This is a genomic window from Pseudomonas sp. PH1b (assembly GCF_000633395.1).
In the GTDB taxonomy this organism is placed as follows: domain Bacteria; phylum Pseudomonadota; class Gammaproteobacteria; order Pseudomonadales; family Pseudomonadaceae; genus Aquipseudomonas.
On the sequence record NZ_AYMU01000011.1, the window covers coordinates 176,741 to 192,591 of the forward strand.

General features: G+C 65.2%; 11 protein-coding genes. 3 read left to right on the top strand and 8 right to left on the bottom strand.

Annotated features, from left to right (window positions below):
- Positions 1–64: 64 nt before the first annotated feature.
- The 8 genes from U873_RS0119530 to nspC form a co-directional block, all read right to left on the bottom strand.
- The gene (locus tag U873_RS0119530; RefSeq protein WP_025129845.1) at positions 65–1,423 is read right to left on the bottom strand and encodes an ATP-binding protein; all 1,359 of its coding nucleotides are present in this window, start codon (positions 1,421–1,423) and stop codon (positions 65–67) included.
- Positions 1,399–2,064 (bottom strand): response regulator transcription factor, encoded by a 666-nt coding sequence (locus U873_RS0119535; RefSeq protein ID WP_025129846.1) that lies wholly within the window; start codon positions 2,062–2,064, stop codon positions 1,399–1,401. Before U873_RS0119535 ends, U873_RS0119530 begins: the two co-directional genes overlap by 25 nt.
- Before the next feature lie 85 nt (positions 2,065–2,149).
- On the bottom strand, positions 2,150–2,584 hold the full coding sequence (locus U873_RS0119540; RefSeq protein ID WP_025129847.1) for a hypothetical protein: 435 nt from the start codon (positions 2,582–2,584) through the stop codon (positions 2,150–2,152).
- A gap of 23 nt (positions 2,585–2,607) precedes the next feature.
- The gene (locus tag U873_RS0119545) at positions 2,608–3,372 is read right to left on the bottom strand and encodes a membrane protein (protein ID WP_025129848.1); all 765 of its coding nucleotides are present in this window, start codon (positions 3,370–3,372) and stop codon (positions 2,608–2,610) included.
- A gap of 265 nt (positions 3,373–3,637) precedes the next feature.
- Positions 3,638–6,826 carry an autotransporter outer membrane beta-barrel domain-containing protein gene (locus tag U873_RS0119550; protein ID WP_051586097.1) on the bottom strand — a complete coding sequence of 1,063 codons (3,189 nt, stop codon included), beginning with the start codon at positions 6,824–6,826 and terminating at the stop codon, positions 3,638–3,640.
- 466 nt (positions 6,827–7,292) lie between these two features.
- On the bottom strand, positions 7,293–9,032 hold the full coding sequence (locus U873_RS0119555) for a dipeptidase (protein WP_025129850.1): 1,740 nt from the start codon (positions 9,030–9,032) through the stop codon (positions 7,293–7,295).
- Positions 9,033–9,313: 281 nt separating this feature from the next.
- The gene (locus tag U873_RS0119560; RefSeq protein ID WP_025129851.1) at positions 9,314–10,558 is read right to left on the bottom strand and encodes a saccharopine dehydrogenase family protein; all 1,245 of its coding nucleotides are present in this window, start codon (positions 10,556–10,558) and stop codon (positions 9,314–9,316) included.
- Between the two features lie 30 nt (positions 10,559–10,588).
- Complete coding sequence (gene nspC, locus U873_RS0119565; protein WP_025129852.1) at positions 10,589–11,686, bottom strand: carboxynorspermidine decarboxylase; 1,098 nt, start codon at positions 11,684–11,686, stop codon at positions 10,589–10,591.
- Between the two features lie 245 nt (positions 11,687–11,931).
- Here nspC and U873_RS0119570 point away from each other — a divergent pair, with 245 nt between their 5' ends.
- The 3 genes from U873_RS0119570 (at position 11,932) to U873_RS0119580 (ending at position 15,796) form a co-directional block, all read left to right on the top strand.
- Positions 11,932–13,845 carry a PAS domain-containing sensor histidine kinase gene (locus tag U873_RS0119570; protein ID WP_025129853.1) on the top strand — a complete coding sequence of 638 codons (1,914 nt, stop codon included), beginning with the start codon at positions 11,932–11,934 and terminating at the stop codon, positions 13,843–13,845.
- A 227-nt stretch (positions 13,846–14,072) separates the two neighbouring features.
- Positions 14,073–15,386, top strand: coding sequence for an NAD(P)/FAD-dependent oxidoreductase (locus U873_RS0119575; protein WP_025129854.1), 1,314 nt, complete (start codon positions 14,073–14,075; stop codon positions 15,384–15,386).
- A complete protein-coding gene (locus U873_RS0119580) occupies positions 15,386–15,796 on the top strand; it encodes a RidA family protein (protein ID WP_025129855.1) in 411 nt (136 codons plus the stop codon). Before U873_RS0119575 ends, U873_RS0119580 begins: the two co-directional genes overlap by 1 nt.
- Positions 15,797–15,851: the final 55 nt, after the last annotated feature.

A 15,851-nucleotide genomic window follows, 5' to 3' on the forward strand; every position in this document is an offset into this window, starting at 1 on the left:
GATGGCCTCTGTGCCCGGCCCTCGGCGGGTGGGGGCGAAGGCTGGCGGCAGGGCGGCGCAGTGCCTAAGCGGGCAAGCCGGTCCTGATCCACAGGGAAAAACACCAGCCGCTGTTTTGCTGCGGATCCGCAAAGCCCATGGCAATCCGTGCTCCGTTGCGCTCGGCAATCGCCTTGACGATCGACAGGCCCAGTCCCGAGCCGGCCTCACCGGACCCCAGGCAGCGATAGAAGGCATCGAACACCCGCGCCTGCTCGTCCTCGGCGATTCCCGGGCCCGAATCCCTGACCTGCAGCCGTGCACTGTCCCCGTCCCGCTCCACCGAAAGGTCGATGCGCCCGCCTTCGGGGGTGTAGCGGATGGCGTTGTCCAGCAGGTTCTTGACCAGGGTGAACAGGTCCATTTCATTGATCAGCACCTGTACATCCTCGACGCTCTCGACGCCGATATCGAGGTGCTTGCGTTCTGCCAGCGGCAGCAGGTCCTCCAGCACCCGTCGATAGACTTCATGCACCGAGACCCGCGCCTGCGGGCGCTCAGCGGTAAATTGTACGGTCGCCAGGCTTAACAGCTGATCGATCAGTTGTCGGCCACGTTCGATGCCCTGGGACAGGGGCAGCAGGCGTTCCCGGGCCTGTGCCGGCATGTCCGCGGCGGCCAGGCGCTCGGCCTGCAGGGACAGGGCGGTCATCGGCGAGCGCAGTTCGTGGGCCGCATCGGCGACGAAGCGCCGCTGGGCTTCCATGGAGTGTGCGACCCGCGCCAGCAGGCGGTTGATGGCCACCACGAATGGTCGTACCTCAGTGGGCAGGTGGCCCTCGTCGATCGGGTGCATCTCCTGCTCGGCACGCTGGTCGATCTCTGCCGCGAGGCTGGCGATCGGGCGAAACAGCTTGCGCACCAGGTCACCGACCACCAGCAGCAGCACCGGCAGCAGAATGACGAAGGGCAGCAGGCTGCGCCAGGCGCTTTCGCGGGCGTCCTTGTCCCGGGCGCCGACTTCCTGGGCGACGGCGATGCGTTCGCCCTGGGCGGTACTCCTGACCAAAACGCGAAACGCCTCGCCTGCCACCTCAAGGGTCGACAGGCCGTCCGCCAGGGTGGTGGGGAACGGCAGCGGCAGGACTTCGTCGCTGCCGCCCGCCGCGTTCTTGCCATCGGCCAGGTACTGGATGATCACCCGGGACTCTTCGTCGTCGCCTTCCAGTGCGGTGCCGGTGGGGTAGTGCAAGGTCATCCGCTGGCGGTCGAACAGCGCGGCCACCTGGCGCAGGGTATCGTCCTGCAGCTCATGGGCTTCGTCGAACGCGGAGGCGAAGGCGAACACCCCGGCAACGCTTGCCACCAGCAGGATCACCAGTGACAGGGCCACCGACAGCCTGAGCTGCACCGACTCGTTCAAGCGTTTTTTGAAACCATCCATCCCAGTCCCCTGACGTTCTTGATCACATGGCTGCCCAGTTTGCGCCGCAAGGCGTGTATCAGGAATTCGATGGCATTGCTTTCCACTTCGTTGCCCCAGCCATAGAGACGGTCTTCCAGCTCGCTGCGCGAGAGGATGGCCCCCGGGCGAATCAGCAACGCCTGCAACAGGGCGAACTCGCGGCTGGACAGCGGGATGCCCGGCTGATCCGCGGTACTGGCCTGCTTGGAAACCAGGTCCAGGGAGACCACGCCATTGCCCAGCAAGGGCAGGGCGTTGCCGCCCTTGCGCCGCAGGACCGCACGCATGCGCGCCAGCAGTTCGGCCATGGCGAAGGGTTTGAGCAGGTAGTCGTCGGCGCCGCCATCGAGGCCACGCAGGCGAGCGTCGAGGCTGTCGCGGGCCGTGAGAATGAGCAGGGGGACGGGGTTGTTGCGGGCGCGGAGGATGTCCAGCACCTCCAGGCCGTCCTTGCCGGGCAGGCCCAGGTCCAGCAGCACCAGGTCATAGGGGTGGGTGTCGAGGGCGGCGAGGCCGCTTGGGCCGTCCTTCACCCAGTCGGCGGCATAGCTCGCATCACTCAGGGCGCGCTGGATCGCGTCGCCAATCATTGGGTCGTCTTCGACCAGCAGTATCCGCATGTCCGGCTCCGGAGAAAATCAGGCGCGGCCGTCATGACGGCCGCGCCGGACAGTGAAGCACTTCAGGCGTGCTCTGTCGCCGCTCTTATGGCTGGCCCTGCATCGAGTCGAAGGCCTGCAGCAGGTTGGCCATGGCGGCCTTGCAGTCGACCAGGTTCGGGCTGCTGGTACGCAGGGCGTCCAGTGCCCGGTCGATGGCCTTGTCCACGACATGCCAGTCGGCGGCAGCGCGGGGCTTGATTCCGGCCTCGGCGGAGTCCCAGGAGGTTTCCAGGTCCTTGATCCGGGTCTTTGCCCCTGGCAGGTCATTGCGCTCAACCAGGGCCGCGACCTCGGCGGCGATGGTGCGGAACCCGGACAGGTCGCCGAGCTTCGAGCTGGCCTGTTGCTGGCTGTTGCCGGTGCCGGTTGCGGCACCGGTGGGTTTGTCGGCGGGTTTCGAGCAGCCGGTGGCAAGGCCGAGCAAGGCGATTGCGCACAGGATGGCCAGGCGACGGATGAACGGTTGGAAGTAGCGCATGAGAGCTTCCTTGAGGGGCAGGTTCATTGGGTGAGGGTTTTGCGATTGCCGACGCTGATTTGCGCGACGGCCACCAGCAGCACGATGACGCAGAGGAACAGGGCGCTGGTCCAGGTGGCGCCCATGCCGAGCCCGCCGTAGGTCTTGGCCTGGGTCAGCAGGTCGCCGAGGGAAGCGCCGAAGGGGCGGGTCAGGATGTAGGCGATCCAGAACGCCAGTACCGTGTTCAGGCCCAGGCGCCAGGCCACCAGGGTGGCTGCGATCAGCCCGCCGAAGATCACCGCGCCGAGGGTGAAGCCCAGGCCCAGGGCCTCGGTGGCCAGGTCGCCGGCGGCCGTGCCCAGGGCAAAGCTGCAGAGCACGGTGGTCCAGTAGAACCATTCACGCCTGGGGGTGACGATTTGGCGAATCGACAGGTTGCGTTCCACCCGGTACCAGACCAGGAAGTTGATCGCCAGCAGCGCCGAGAACAGCGCCGTGCTGGTGTAGAGGCTGACGTCCAGCTGGTCCGTGAGGATGTCGGTGATCTGCGTGCCGACGATGCTCACCAGCACCACCGTCAGCCAGTAGATCCAGGGGGTGTAGGCTTTGCTGCGCAGTTGGCAGAGCAGCGCGGCAGCCAGCAGCAGGGCCATGCCGATGCTGGTCCAACCGGCGCCGAACCCGGCATCGACGGCGAGAAAGTCGGCACCGGTTTCTCCCACCGTGGTGGACATGACCTTGATGACCCAGAAGGACAGCGTCACCTCGGGGACTTTGTTCAGCCAGCGGGCTGTTGTGGCATTCATCTGAGTGAGCTCTCCTGAGCGCGTTGAAGGGCGCAGGGGAGAAGCTACGGTAGGAAACTTAGCTGGGACTGAGGGGCGCGCAGCTGGTTCGCGATTCGACGGCAAAGGCGCTCAACAACGGCCCCGCGCTGTCACGCGGCGCCGTAGGTGTTTGAAACAGAGTGGCTTGGGATGGGGCGGCCTTCATGCCAGGACCCCGGGGCGCAGGCCTGGGCCCATGGCGCGGTGGGCTTGATGGCCGATCGCGCCCCGGGGTTCCAGGTGCCTACCAGGTGTAGCTGTAGCCCGCGCTGACCGACCAGGGCTTGTCGAGCTGCGAGCCGCCGGCATGCTCATAATCGGCATACAGGCGGTGGTGCTCACCCAGTGCGGCACTGATCCCCAGGCCCAGCTTGGTGTGGCCGCCCGACAAGTCCGTGCGGATCGGGATGTTGTTGCTGCGCACCGTGCTCTTGCCGTCGAACTCGTGGACCTGAGCCAGCTTGACGTACGGCTGGATGAAATCCTCCTTGCCCAGGTCGAAGCGTCGTCCCAGTTGCAGGCCGGCATTCAGCTGGCGCGAGTTGCCGGCACCGGCCGACACGTCGAGGTCGTTGCTGGTCCGATAGTGGTCGCCGCTGACGTGGGCGACCGACAGGCCGGCCTGGGGCTCGATGAACCAGCCTTCCCCCAGTTGCAGTTGGCGGCCGATTTCCAGGGTGGCGCCGATTGCGCTCTGCGTGGTCTTGCCCTTCACCGACTCACCGTCCGTGGCCTGGACTTTGAAGTCCTGGCGGATGCGGTTGGCCTTGAGCAGGCTGTCGAGGTACCAGCCGTTGTCGGCGAGCCAGGTGACGTAGCCTCCCAGGAAGTAGCTGTCGGCGTTGCCCTTGCCCTCGCTGTGGAAGCTGCGGTCCGCCTGGCTGTAGCCGGCCAGGGCGCCGATGTACAAGCGGCCGTCTTGCACCGCCAGCGCCTTGTCCGCTCCGAGCTGCAGGCCGCTGACGGTCTGTTCGAAGCCCCGTGCACCGGCGTTGTTCAGGTGCTGGCGCTCGCCGAAACCACGGCTCCACAGCCCTTCGGCATGCGCAACCTGACGCAGCTCGCGCATGCGCTTGGCAAGCACGCCCGATTCGGCATGCCAGATGGCCTGTGCGGTGCTGGCCGCCGAGGTGTTGACGGCGGCACTGGCCGCGGTCGACAGGTGTTCCGGAGCAGGGGAGATTTCTGCCTCCGGATCGTCCGCCAGGTTGCGTCCGGTATTCACCAGGCTCCAGTCCGAAGCCCGACCGCCGAGGGCATCATCGCTCTTCAACTCGTAGCGGTAGGTGCCGATGTCCACCACCTGATCCCGGTTGGCCAGGGAGAAGCGACCCGCACCACCTGCCGACTGCACCAGTTGCACGGCGCCGTCGGCCATCGTGGGCTCGGCGCCGCTGTTGGCCACCAGGATCTGGTGCTGGCCCTCGATGTTTCCGGCGACCCGCAGCAGGTCGCCCTGGCCTCTGCCGAGGTCGGTACGCATTTCGAACAGACCGCTGCCGGTGAGGTTGCCGAGGACGTCCAGCACCTTGAATCCGCTGCCCGGGGTGTCGAAGGAGATTGTGCCCGTGGTCTGCAGGTCCTTGAGGGTCGAGTCGCCGCGCACCTGCCAGGTACTGCTGTCGTCGATGTGCAACCTGTCCAGGGTCCGCCCGTCGGCGCCGACCTGCAAGGCGCCCAGCAAGGTTGAGTGATCCTGCAGGCTCAGGCTGGCCGAGCCGCTGTCGACCACCACGTCGCCCTCCAGGTAGCTGCGCTGCGCATTGAGCTGTACGGCGCGGGCGGCGATGGCCGGGGCGCCGGGAGTGCTGTCATTGTCCCACTCGCCAATGCGCAACGCGGTGCCGTTGCCGCTGCGGGACTTGCCGATCAGGGTGGTGTCGACCAGATTGGCCGTGAGCCCGCTGCCCTTGACCGCGATGCCGGCGCCATCCTCGGTTTCGATGTAGCTGTTGCTCAGGGTGAGTTCATGGTCGACCCCAGCCGTTGCCGAGTAGGCCACGATGCCATCCGCGCCAGCGCCGCTGGTGCGCATGTCGACCCAGTCCAGGGCGCCCCGGGTGCCGCTGTTGCCGAACATCAGGCCCGTGGCGAAGTCGCCCAGGGTACGCACCTTGGTGCCGGTGACCTGCAGGCGCCCACCGTTGGCGAGCAGGGCATAGGACCTTTCGCCGTGGGTGGTGACCGACCCCCCCGTCAACTCGATGTCGGACACTGCCGTGCGTGAAACCACGCCAATGGCCGAACGGCCGAAGGTCTCGATGGCCACGCCACTCGCCCTGATCGTGGCGCTGCCGCCACTGCCCGGGTAGAGCTGCGAGGCGTAGAGGCCGTGCCCGCTGCTACCCCGGGTGGTGATGGAACCACCGTCCATGGTCAGGCTGCCTGCACGGTTGTCGATACCCAGGCCACTGTCGTTGCTCATCTCGATGGTTGAGTCCTTGACGGTAACGACGCCCTTGCTCGTCAGCGATATGCCTGACGCGTAGCTGCCATTGCTGCTGATCTGGACCCGCTCCAGCTCGGCCTGGACACCGTCGCCCTGGATGTTGAGGCCGTAGCTTTGTTCCGAGTGCACCTTCACATCGGTCAGGACGGCGGTGGAAGGGGTGAGCTTCGGCCCCGAGGCACTGCTCAGATGTATGCCGGTGTCTTGGGCGTTGATGCTGCTCTGGTTGAGCGAGAGCGTGCCGCCGGCCACTTTGGCGCCTATGCCCCAGAGCGTGGTGATCTCGCTGTGGGTCGCGGTGACGCTGCCCCGGGTGATCTCAATGCCGTTGTTGCTCGTTTGCGCATCGCTGCCGGTGGCGCGCAATGTCGCCTGATCGAGGACAACGCTGCCGCCATCCCTGGCGTGGACTGCGGCGGAATTGTTGCCCTGGACGGCAATGTCCAGGTGCTTGCCAATGATCGTTGCGTCCTCGCCTGCGGCACTCAGGCCGTGAGACATGGCGCCGCTGGAGGTGATGGAGCCCCCCTCGACTTCGGCGTGTCCCCCCGCTTCCACCAGCACCGCATCAGACATGTAGCCTTCGGTGGTGATCCGGTTCCCGGTCAGAACGGCCGTGCTGTCGGTGTTTTGTACCCGCACGCCGACGGCCGAAGCGGCACCGAGCATATTGATGGTGCAGTTGGACAGCTCCAGTGATCCACCGGAGCTGACGCGGATGCCGTTGCTGCCGACGCCCGTTCCGGCAATGCCCGACTCGATCCTGACGCCGTCGGCCGAGAGGGCGTTTTGGCTACCGCTGATCTGCACTGCGGTGCCCACTTGGCCATTGATCACTTCGTCGCCGGTATCGAGCACCCTGGCTTCGCCGCCGGGGGAGGACAGGTCGATGCCGGGATAGACTCTTGCCAGGGCGTTCGATGGCATGGAGGAGAGCAGGACTGTCAGCATGGCGGCTGACAGTTGCGTCGCTTGGGCTTTCATGAGTACGTCCGGTTGGCACTGATTCATCCGAACGCAACGAATCAGTATCTGGCAGGAATGGGATGGCCAGCGTTCGAACAGAGGCCCATGGCACAGCGCAAAGACCCGGAGGACTGACGCTTTGAATGCCCGAGAGATTTTTGAACCTTGACTCCCCGGGGTAAATCAGAGCTTTCTTAAACCGCCGTGCGAAACGTTGGTCCGTGCCCTGGAATCATCAGTTGCGCACTCCCAGGCACGAGCGTGCCTGTGGCAGGTGGGGCTGGATGGGCGGGTTCGGCCGTGGAAGGCAGGGCGGATCGCCAGGCACTCGGCACAGGAGCGCTGCGGGAGGCCCATCGAGGGCATGGGAGCAAGCCTGATATCCCGTAGGCCGGTCCTTCAGGGAGCAGCAGCGCCGCCAGCGGCGACGATCAACCAGGGGGAGGGATCCGGCCCCGCCAGGGCGGCAGGGCCGGAGGACGTATCAGAGTTTGGGCAACTGGCCGATCCGGCCCATCATCTCGGTGACGATCTGCAGGTCGAGCAGGAACTGGTCGACGGTCTTGAACTCGCCGTCGGTGTGGCCGGTGTACTTGACCTCGGGACGTGCCAGGCCGAATTGCACGCCATTGGGCAGCTCATGGACCGAGGTGGCGCCGGCCGAAGTGCCGAAGGTGTGTGCCATGCCCAGGTTCTCGCTGGCCACGGCCAGCAGCGCCTTGACCCATTCACCCTCGGGGTTGCGGTACATCGGTTCGGCGATGGAGTAGTCGAAGGCCACGGCGGTGTGGGTCTGCTTGCTCCAGGCACTGAGCTTGTCGGCAATCTCGCCCTTGAGCTTCTCCGGCGACTTGCCCTTGGGCACCCGCAGGTTGACCGCGAGCTTGAAGGCCTTGTCATCCATGCCGACGTAGGTCAGGGAGGCAGTCAAGGGCCCCATGAAGGCATCGGAGAAATCCACCCCCAGTTTCTTGCCCAGGTAGTCCAGGCCCCAGTTGTCGGCGGCGTAGCGGGCCGCGTCGGTGATCTCGTTGTGCTTGAGGGCGACCTGGCCGTCGAGGCTGTGAATCAGGTCCAGGGCCCGCGCCACCGGGTTGACCCCCGACTCGGGCTCGGAGGAGTGGGCGGAGACCCCGGTGACGGTCAGCTTGACGTCCTTGCCGTCGACCTTGGCGCTGACCTCGAAATTGCCGCCATGGCGCTTGGCATACTCGCTGCCGGCCTTCTGCAGGCTGGCCGCCAGTTCCGCGGGCTTGTCCCTGGCAAACGTGGCCACCGAGGCCGAAGGGATCTGGTTGGTGGCCAGGCCGCCGGTCAGGCCGGTGATGGTGGCGCCTTTACCCTCAGCGGCCCGCCGGGGGAAGTTGGCCATGACCGTGCCGTAGCCTTTTTCGGCGATCACCACCGGGTAGCCGCCATCCAGGGCCAGGTTGTAGTTGGGGGTCGGGTTGTGTTCGAAGTAGTAGGGAATGGCGTCGCCGCTGGTTTCCTCGGTGGTGTCCACCAGCAGCTTGAAGTTGCGCGCCAGGGGCAGCTTCTCTTCCTTGATCACTTTCATCGCGTAGAGCGTCACCACGATGCCGTTCTTGTCGTCCTCGGTACCGCGGCCATACATGCGGTCGCCGATCAGGGTGACCTTGAACGGGTCGAGGCGGGTGCCGTCCTCAAGTACCCAATTCTCCGGGGTCACCGGCACCACGTCGGCATGGGCGTGAATGCCCACCAGTTCATCGCCACTGCCGTCCAGGGAGATCTCGTAGACGCGGTTGTCGACGTTGCGAAACTTCAGGTCGAAGGCCTGGGCCAGGTCCTTGATCTTGTCGGCGATCTTGATGAATTCGGGGTTCTCGTGCTGGGGCACGCCGTCCACGCGAAAGGTCGGGATGGCCACCAGCTCGATCAGAGTCTGGGTGGCCGCCTTGCCGTACTTGATCCGGGCGTAGAGGCCCAGCAGGCGGTGGATCTCGTCCTGCTGTTCGGCGGACAGCTTCTGGTTGCCGAGGAAGGCGTCGATGGCTGGGCTGAGGTTGGCGCTCTTGCCCAGCTCGCTCTTGCCGAGGTTGCCGAGGAACTGGCGGAAATCCTTGACCGAGGTGTCGCTGAAGGTCTTGAGAATGGCCGCGTTCTGTTGCGGGGTGAGGTTGGCCTGAGCGACGCCGGTGAAGGATGACAGGCCGGCGAGCAGCAGAGTGGCCGCGGCCAGGTGCTTGAGTGAGAAATCCATTGTTGGGGGGCATTCCTTTGTCGGCTGGATAAGAAGTATCTGCTCTCTGGTGCAGAAACTTTCCCACGCTAACACCACCAGGGAGGGGGACGGGAGCCCTGAATGGGGGATCTGTCGCACAGAAACGCAAAAGCGGCGCACAAACGAAAAACTGCCCCGGGCGGGCTATCCGGTGCTTGGTTCGGGAAAGGGTAGAAGAGGCGGCCTGGGGAGGCCTGGGGAGGGCGCTGTGCCTGGAGCGGGGCGCGCCGATGCTGGCGCGCCCCGCTGTTGCGGCTAGATCAAGGCGCGACGTTCCACGGGCGGTCGCCGTGTTCGTCCTTGATGCGGGTTGGCAGGCCCATGAGGTCCAGCGCCTCGAGGAACGGCTCGGCGGCCAGCTCCTCGACGTTGACCATGCGCTGCACATCCCACTGGCCACGGGCCACCAGCAAGGCCGCGGCAACGGGCGGCACACCGGCGGTGTAGGAAATGCCCTGGCTGTCGGTCTCGGCGTAGGCTTGCTCGTGGTCGGCCACGTTGTAGATGAAGACTTCGCGCGGCTGGCCGTCCTTGGTGCCCTTGACCAGGTCACCGATGCAGGTCTTGCCGGTGTAGCCCGGGGCCAGGGACGCCGGGTCCGGCAGTACCGCCTTGACCAGCTTGAGCGGTACCACTTCCAGGCCTTCGGCGGTCTTCACTGGCTGCTCGGAGAGCAGGCCCAGGTTGCGCAGGACGGTGAACACGTTGATGTAGTGCTCGCCGAAGCTCATCCAGAAACGCACGTTGGGCACGTCGAGGTTCTTCGACAGCGAGTGCACTTCGTCATGGCCGGTCAGGTACAGGTTCTGCGAGCCGACCACAGGCAGGTCGTCGGTGCGCTTGACTTCAAACATGCTGTTGCTGGTCCACTGGCTGTTCTGCCAGCTCCAGACCTGCCCGGTGAATTCGCGGAAGTTGATTTCCGGGTCGAAATTGGTGGAGAAATATTTGCCATGGGAGCCGGCATTGACGTCGAGGATGTCGATCGAATCAATGCGGTCGAAATGCTGTTGCTTGGCCAGGGCTGCATAAGCGTTGACCACGCCCGGATCGAAGCCCACGCCGAGGATGGCGGTGACATTCTTCTGCTGGCATTCCTCGAGGTGCTTCCACTCGTAGTTGCCGTACCAGGGCGGTGTTTCGCAGATCTTGCCCGGCTCTTCGTGGATCGCGGTGTCCAGGTAGGCGGCGCCGGTATCGATGCAGGCACGCAGCACCGACATGTTGAGGAAGGGCGAGCCGACGTTGATGACGATCTGCGACTCGCTCTCGCGGATCAGCGCCTTGGTCGCTTCGATGTCCAGTGCGTCGAGCGCATAGGCCTTGATGTCCGCGGGCTGTTTGAGGCTGCCCTTGGCCTTGACGCTATCGATGATGGCCTGGCATTTGGAGATGTTGCGCGACGCGATAGCAATACGACCGAGTTCGTCGTTGTGCTGCGCGCACTTGTGGGCCACCACCTTGGCGACACCTCCTGCACCAATGATAAGAACATTCTTCTTCAATTTATTTACTTCTCCTCGTGACCTGTCCGCTCAGGAAAGGCTGGACAGGTAGTCTTCGAAACCAAACTCGCGTACCACCTCGATGCTGCCATCGAGTTGTTTCACGACAATGGACGGCATTTTCAGACCGTTGAACCAGTTTTTCTTGACCATGGTGTAACCCGCCGCATCAATGAACGACAGTCGATCGCCGATGGCCAGCGGACGATCGAATTGGTATTCGCCGAAGATGTCTCCGGCCAGGCAGGACTTGCCGCACACCATGTAGGTATGTTCGCCCGCACTCGGTGACAGCTTGGCGTTCAGGCGATAGATCAGCAGGTCGAGCATGTGGGCTTCGATGGAGCTGTCCACCACCGCCAGGTGCTTGCCGTTGTACAGGGTGTCGAGCACGGTCACTTCCAGGGACGCGCTCTGGGTGATCGCCGCTTCGCCCGGCTCCAGGTAGACCTGTACGCCGTACTGCTCGGAGAAGGCCTTGAGGCGCGCGCAGAAGGCGTCCACGTCGTAGTCTTCGCCGGTGAAGTGGATACCGCCGCCGAGGCTGACCCACTCGACCTGGTGCAGCAGGTGGCCGAAGCGTTCCTCGATGGTGGACAGCATCTGGTCGAACAGGCCGAAGTCGCCGTTCTCGCAGTTGTTGTGGAACATGAAGCCCGAGATCTGGCCGATGACCTGCTCGATCTTCGCCGGGTCCCATTCGCCGAGGCGGCTGAACGGCCGTGCCGGGTCGGCCAGCAGGTAGTCCGAGCTGCTCACCTGGGGGTTGACCCGCAGGCCGCGGACCTTGTCGGCGCTGGCGTCGGCAAAGCGCTGCAGCTGGCTGATGGAGTTGAAGATGATCTTGTCGCAGTTGTCGAGCATGTCCTCGATTTCATCGTCGGCCCAGGCCACGCTGTAGGCGTGGGCCTCGCCTGCGAACTTCTGCCGGCCGAGCTTGAGCTCGTACAGCGACGACGAGGTGGTGCCGTCCATGTATTGCTGCATCAGGTCGAACACCGACCAGGTGGCGAAGCACTTGAGGGCCAGCAGGGCCTTGGCGCCGGAATGCTCGCGCACGTAGGCGATCTTCTGCATGTTGACCAGCAGCTTCTGTTTGTCGATGAGGTAGTACGGCGTTTTGATCATTTCAAGAGCTCCGGCAGGGGCAGCCAAAAAGGTACGCATTGTGCCTTCAGTGCCTGCAGATCGAAAGCTCGGAAATGTATTTTCGTCGGACACCGGTCCAGGTGCTTGCGTCCCCTGGCCAATGCATGCGATGAGGTGTGCTTCACAGGGTTGTGAGCGGCGCCTTGGCGGTCCGGGCGCGCCGCGGCCACTGGCTGGCGGAAGGTCGTGGGTCCATAACAGAACAATCGATAACGGAAAGCGCCATGAGTGATCAGCCCGAGCCTCGCAACCCCCTGGAAGACGACCGTTTTCGCCTGCTGGTCGAAGCCGTGGTCGACTACGCGATCTACATGCTCGACCCTCAGGGCCGGGTGATCAGCTGGAACAGCGGCGCTCGGCGTTTCAAGGGCTACCAGGAGGCGGAAATCCTCGGTGCGCACTTTTCCTGCTTCTATACCCTCGAGGATCGCCAGGCGGCGATGCCCGAGCGGGCGCTGCGCATAGCGCAAAGCGAGGGGCGATTCGAGGGCGAGGGCTGGCGGCTGCGCAAGGACGGCTCGCGCTTCTGGTGCCATGTGGTGATCGACACCATCCGTGACGCCCGGGGAACGCTGATCGGCTTTGCCAAGATCACCCGCGACATGACCGAGCAGCGCATGGCCGAGCAGACCCTGAAACAGAGCGAACAGCAGTTCCGCCTGTTGGTACAGAGTGTCACCGACTACGCGATCTACATGCTCGATGCCGGTGGTCGGGTCAGCAGTTGGAATCCGGGGGCGCAACGGATCAAGGGCTACGCGCCGGAGGAAATCATCGGCGAGCATTTCTCGCTGTTCTATACCCCCGAGGACCGGGCCAATGGCGAGCCGCAGAACACCCTGGCGATTGCCGAGCGCGAAGGGCGGTTCGAGAAGCAGGGCTGGCGCATGCGCAAGGACGGCACCCAGTTCCTCGCCCATGTGGTGGTGGACCCGATCCGCGCCGACAGCGGCGAGCTGCTGGGGTTCGCCAAGATCACCCGGGACATCAGCGAGGTGGTGGCCGCGCAGCAGCAACTGGAAATCGCCCGCGAAGCCTTGTTCCAATCGCAGAAGCTGCAAGCCATTGGTCAGCTCAGCGGCGGCATTGCCCACGACTTCAACAACCTGTTGACGGTGATCCGCGGCAACCTCGAACTGCTGCGCAAACGGGCTGGCGACGATCCCCGGCTGTCGCGGCTGGTGGACAATGCGCTGCTGGGCACCGAGCGCGGGGTCACCCTGACCCAGCGCATGCTGGCCTTCGCCCGGCGCCAGGAACTCAAGACCGAAGCCGTGGACCTGGGCCAGCTGGTGCGCGGTCTCGAGGGCCTGCTGTGCAGTTCGGTGGGGCCGCAGGTGGCGGTGCAACTGGAGGTGCCCGAGGACCTGCCGCGGGTGCAGGCCGACGTCAACCAGCTGGAGCTGGCCCTGCTCAACCTGGCCAGCAACGCCCGTGATGCGATGCCGGGCGGTGGCCGGCTGCTGATCCGCGGGCAGCTGCGCAGCGCCGCCGGCGATCTGCCCCAGCAGCAGTATGTGTGCCTGTCGGTGATCGACAGCGGCGAGGGCATGGATGAACAGACTCTGGTTTGCGCCGCCGAACCCTTCTTCACCACCAAGGGTTTGGGCAAGGGCACCGGGCTGGGGCTGTCCATGGTCCACGGTCTGGCAGAACAGCTGGGCGGCCGCCTGGTGCTCAAGAGCAGCAAGGGCCAGGGCACGGCCGCCGAACTGTGGCTGCCCCTGGCCAGTTGCGAGGAACCTGTGCAGCCCGCGGCGCCGAGCGCCGGCTTCAGCCCCTTGCTCAGGCCCATGTGCGTGCTGCTGGTGGACGACGACAGCCTGGTTCTCAACAGCACCACCTTGCTGCTGGAGGACCTGGGCCATCGAGTGATCTGCGCGACCTCCGGGGCCCAGGCCCTGGACTGTTTCCGGGAGCATCCGGAGATCGACCTGATGATCACCGATGTGGCCATGCCACAGATGGACGGTGAACAGCTGGTGGTGGCGGCACGCAGCCTGCACCCTGAACTGCCCATCGTCCTGGCGACCGGTTACGCCCAGCATCTGGGTGGCCTGGCGGCAGGCCTGCCACGGCTGTTCAAGCCCTACACCCAGGTGCAGTTGACCGCGGCCCTGGCCCAGGCCCTGGGGTAGTCGGCAATGGCCCCGGGCAGCCCCGCCTCTGGCGCGGCAGAGTGAGGCCCGGCTTGGCCTGCAGGCCCCGGGCTGCCTCGTTTTTTCTTAGCCAGCGAGCACATTTTTAATATTTTTCCTTCTTCGGCGTCTGTCGCACCATCTGCTGCATCCGACCCGCACCCGGGCTCTGAACAGGGCGACCAGCCATTGCACTGGCGCTCACCGTCTCGCAGAAGGACACAGACATGACCGTAGAACAGATACACGTGGATACCCTGGTGGTTGGCGCGGGCCAGGCCGGCGTGGCCATGAGCGAACACCTGAGCACCCTCGGGGTGCCGCACCTGGTACTGGAACGCAGCCGGGTGGCCGAGGCCTGGCGCACTGGCCGCTGGGATTCGCTGGTGGCCAACGGGCCGGCCTGGCACGACCGCTTCCCGGGGCTGGAGTTTTCCATCGACCCCGACGGCTTTGCCGCCAAGGACCAGGTGGCGGACTACTTCGAAGCCTATGCGCAGAAAATCAACGCGCCGATCCGCACCGGCGTTGAAGTGCGCAAGGTGCTGCGCAACAGCGGGCGCCCGGGCTTTACCGTCGAGACGTCTGCGGGGGTGATCCAGGCCAATCGGGTGGTGGCGGCCACCGGCCCCTTCCAGCGGCCGGTGATCCCGCCGATCGCCCCCAGGGACAGCGCCCTGGAGCAGATCCACTCCGCCGATTATCGCAACCCGCAGCAACTGCCCGCAGGCGCGGTGCTGGTGGTGGGGGCGGGCTCGTCGGGGGTGCAGATCGCTGATGAGCTGCAGCGCGCAGGTCGCCAGGTCTACCTGTCGGTGGGCGCCCATGACCGGCCGCCGCGCTCCTATCGCAATCGCGATTTCTGCTGGTGGCTCGGGGTCCTGGGGGAGTGGGACGCCGAGATCGCCAAGCCGGGCCGCGAGCACGTGACCATCGCGGTCAGTGGCGCCCGTGGCGGCCAGACCATCGATTTTCGCGCGCTGGCCCATCAGGGCATCACCCTGGTGGGGCTGACCCGCGCCTTCGATGGCCAGCGGGTCAGCTTTCAAGCGGACCTGGTGGAGAACCTGGCCCGGGGCGATGAGAACTACCTGGCCCTGCTGGATGCGGCGGACGCCTACATTGCCCGCAATGGGCTCGACCTGCCGCTGGAGCCCGAAGCCCGGCGACGCCTCCCGGACCCGGACTGCGTCCAGCAGCCGCTCCTCGAACTCGACCTCGCGGCGGCGGGGGTCACCTCGATCATCTGGGCCACCGGTTATGCCGTGGATTTTACCTGGCTGCAGGTCGACGCCTTCACCGAGCACGGCAAGCCCCGGCACCAGCGCGGCGTTTCCAGCGAACCCGGGATCTACTTCATCGGCCTGCCCTGGCTCTCGCGCCGCGGCTCGTCGTTCATCTGGGGCGTCTGGCACGACGCCAAGCACATTGCCGATCACATCGCGACGCAACGCAAATACCAGGCCTACAGCGACGCGGCGCAGCAGCCGGCGCCCGCTGAAAACCAGACCAAGACCTTCAGCCCCGTGGGAGCCCTCTGATGCCGACTCATACCCGTATCCGCATGTTCAACACCAAGGACACCTACCCCAACCAGTCCCTGGACAACGACCTGTGCCAGGCCGTACGCGCCGGCAACACGGTGTACGTGCGCGGCCAGGTCGGCACTGATTTCGACGGTCGGCTGGTTGGCCTTGGCGATCCTCAGGCCCAGGCCGAACAGGCCATGAAGAACGTCAAGCAACTGCTGGAGGAAGCCGGCAGCGACCTGTCCCACATCGTCAAGACCACCACCTACCTCACTGACCCGCGCTACCGCGAGCCGGTGTACCAGGAGGTGGGCAAGTGGCTCAAGGGGGTGTTCCCGATTTCCACTGGGCTGGTGGTCTCGGCCCTCGGCCAGCCCCAGTGGCTGATGGAGATCGACGTGATCGCGGTGATTCCCGAGTAAGGCTTCAACCTTCGATTCAACGACGCCGGGTTGGGCGTCCAGGCGGCCCTTGGGG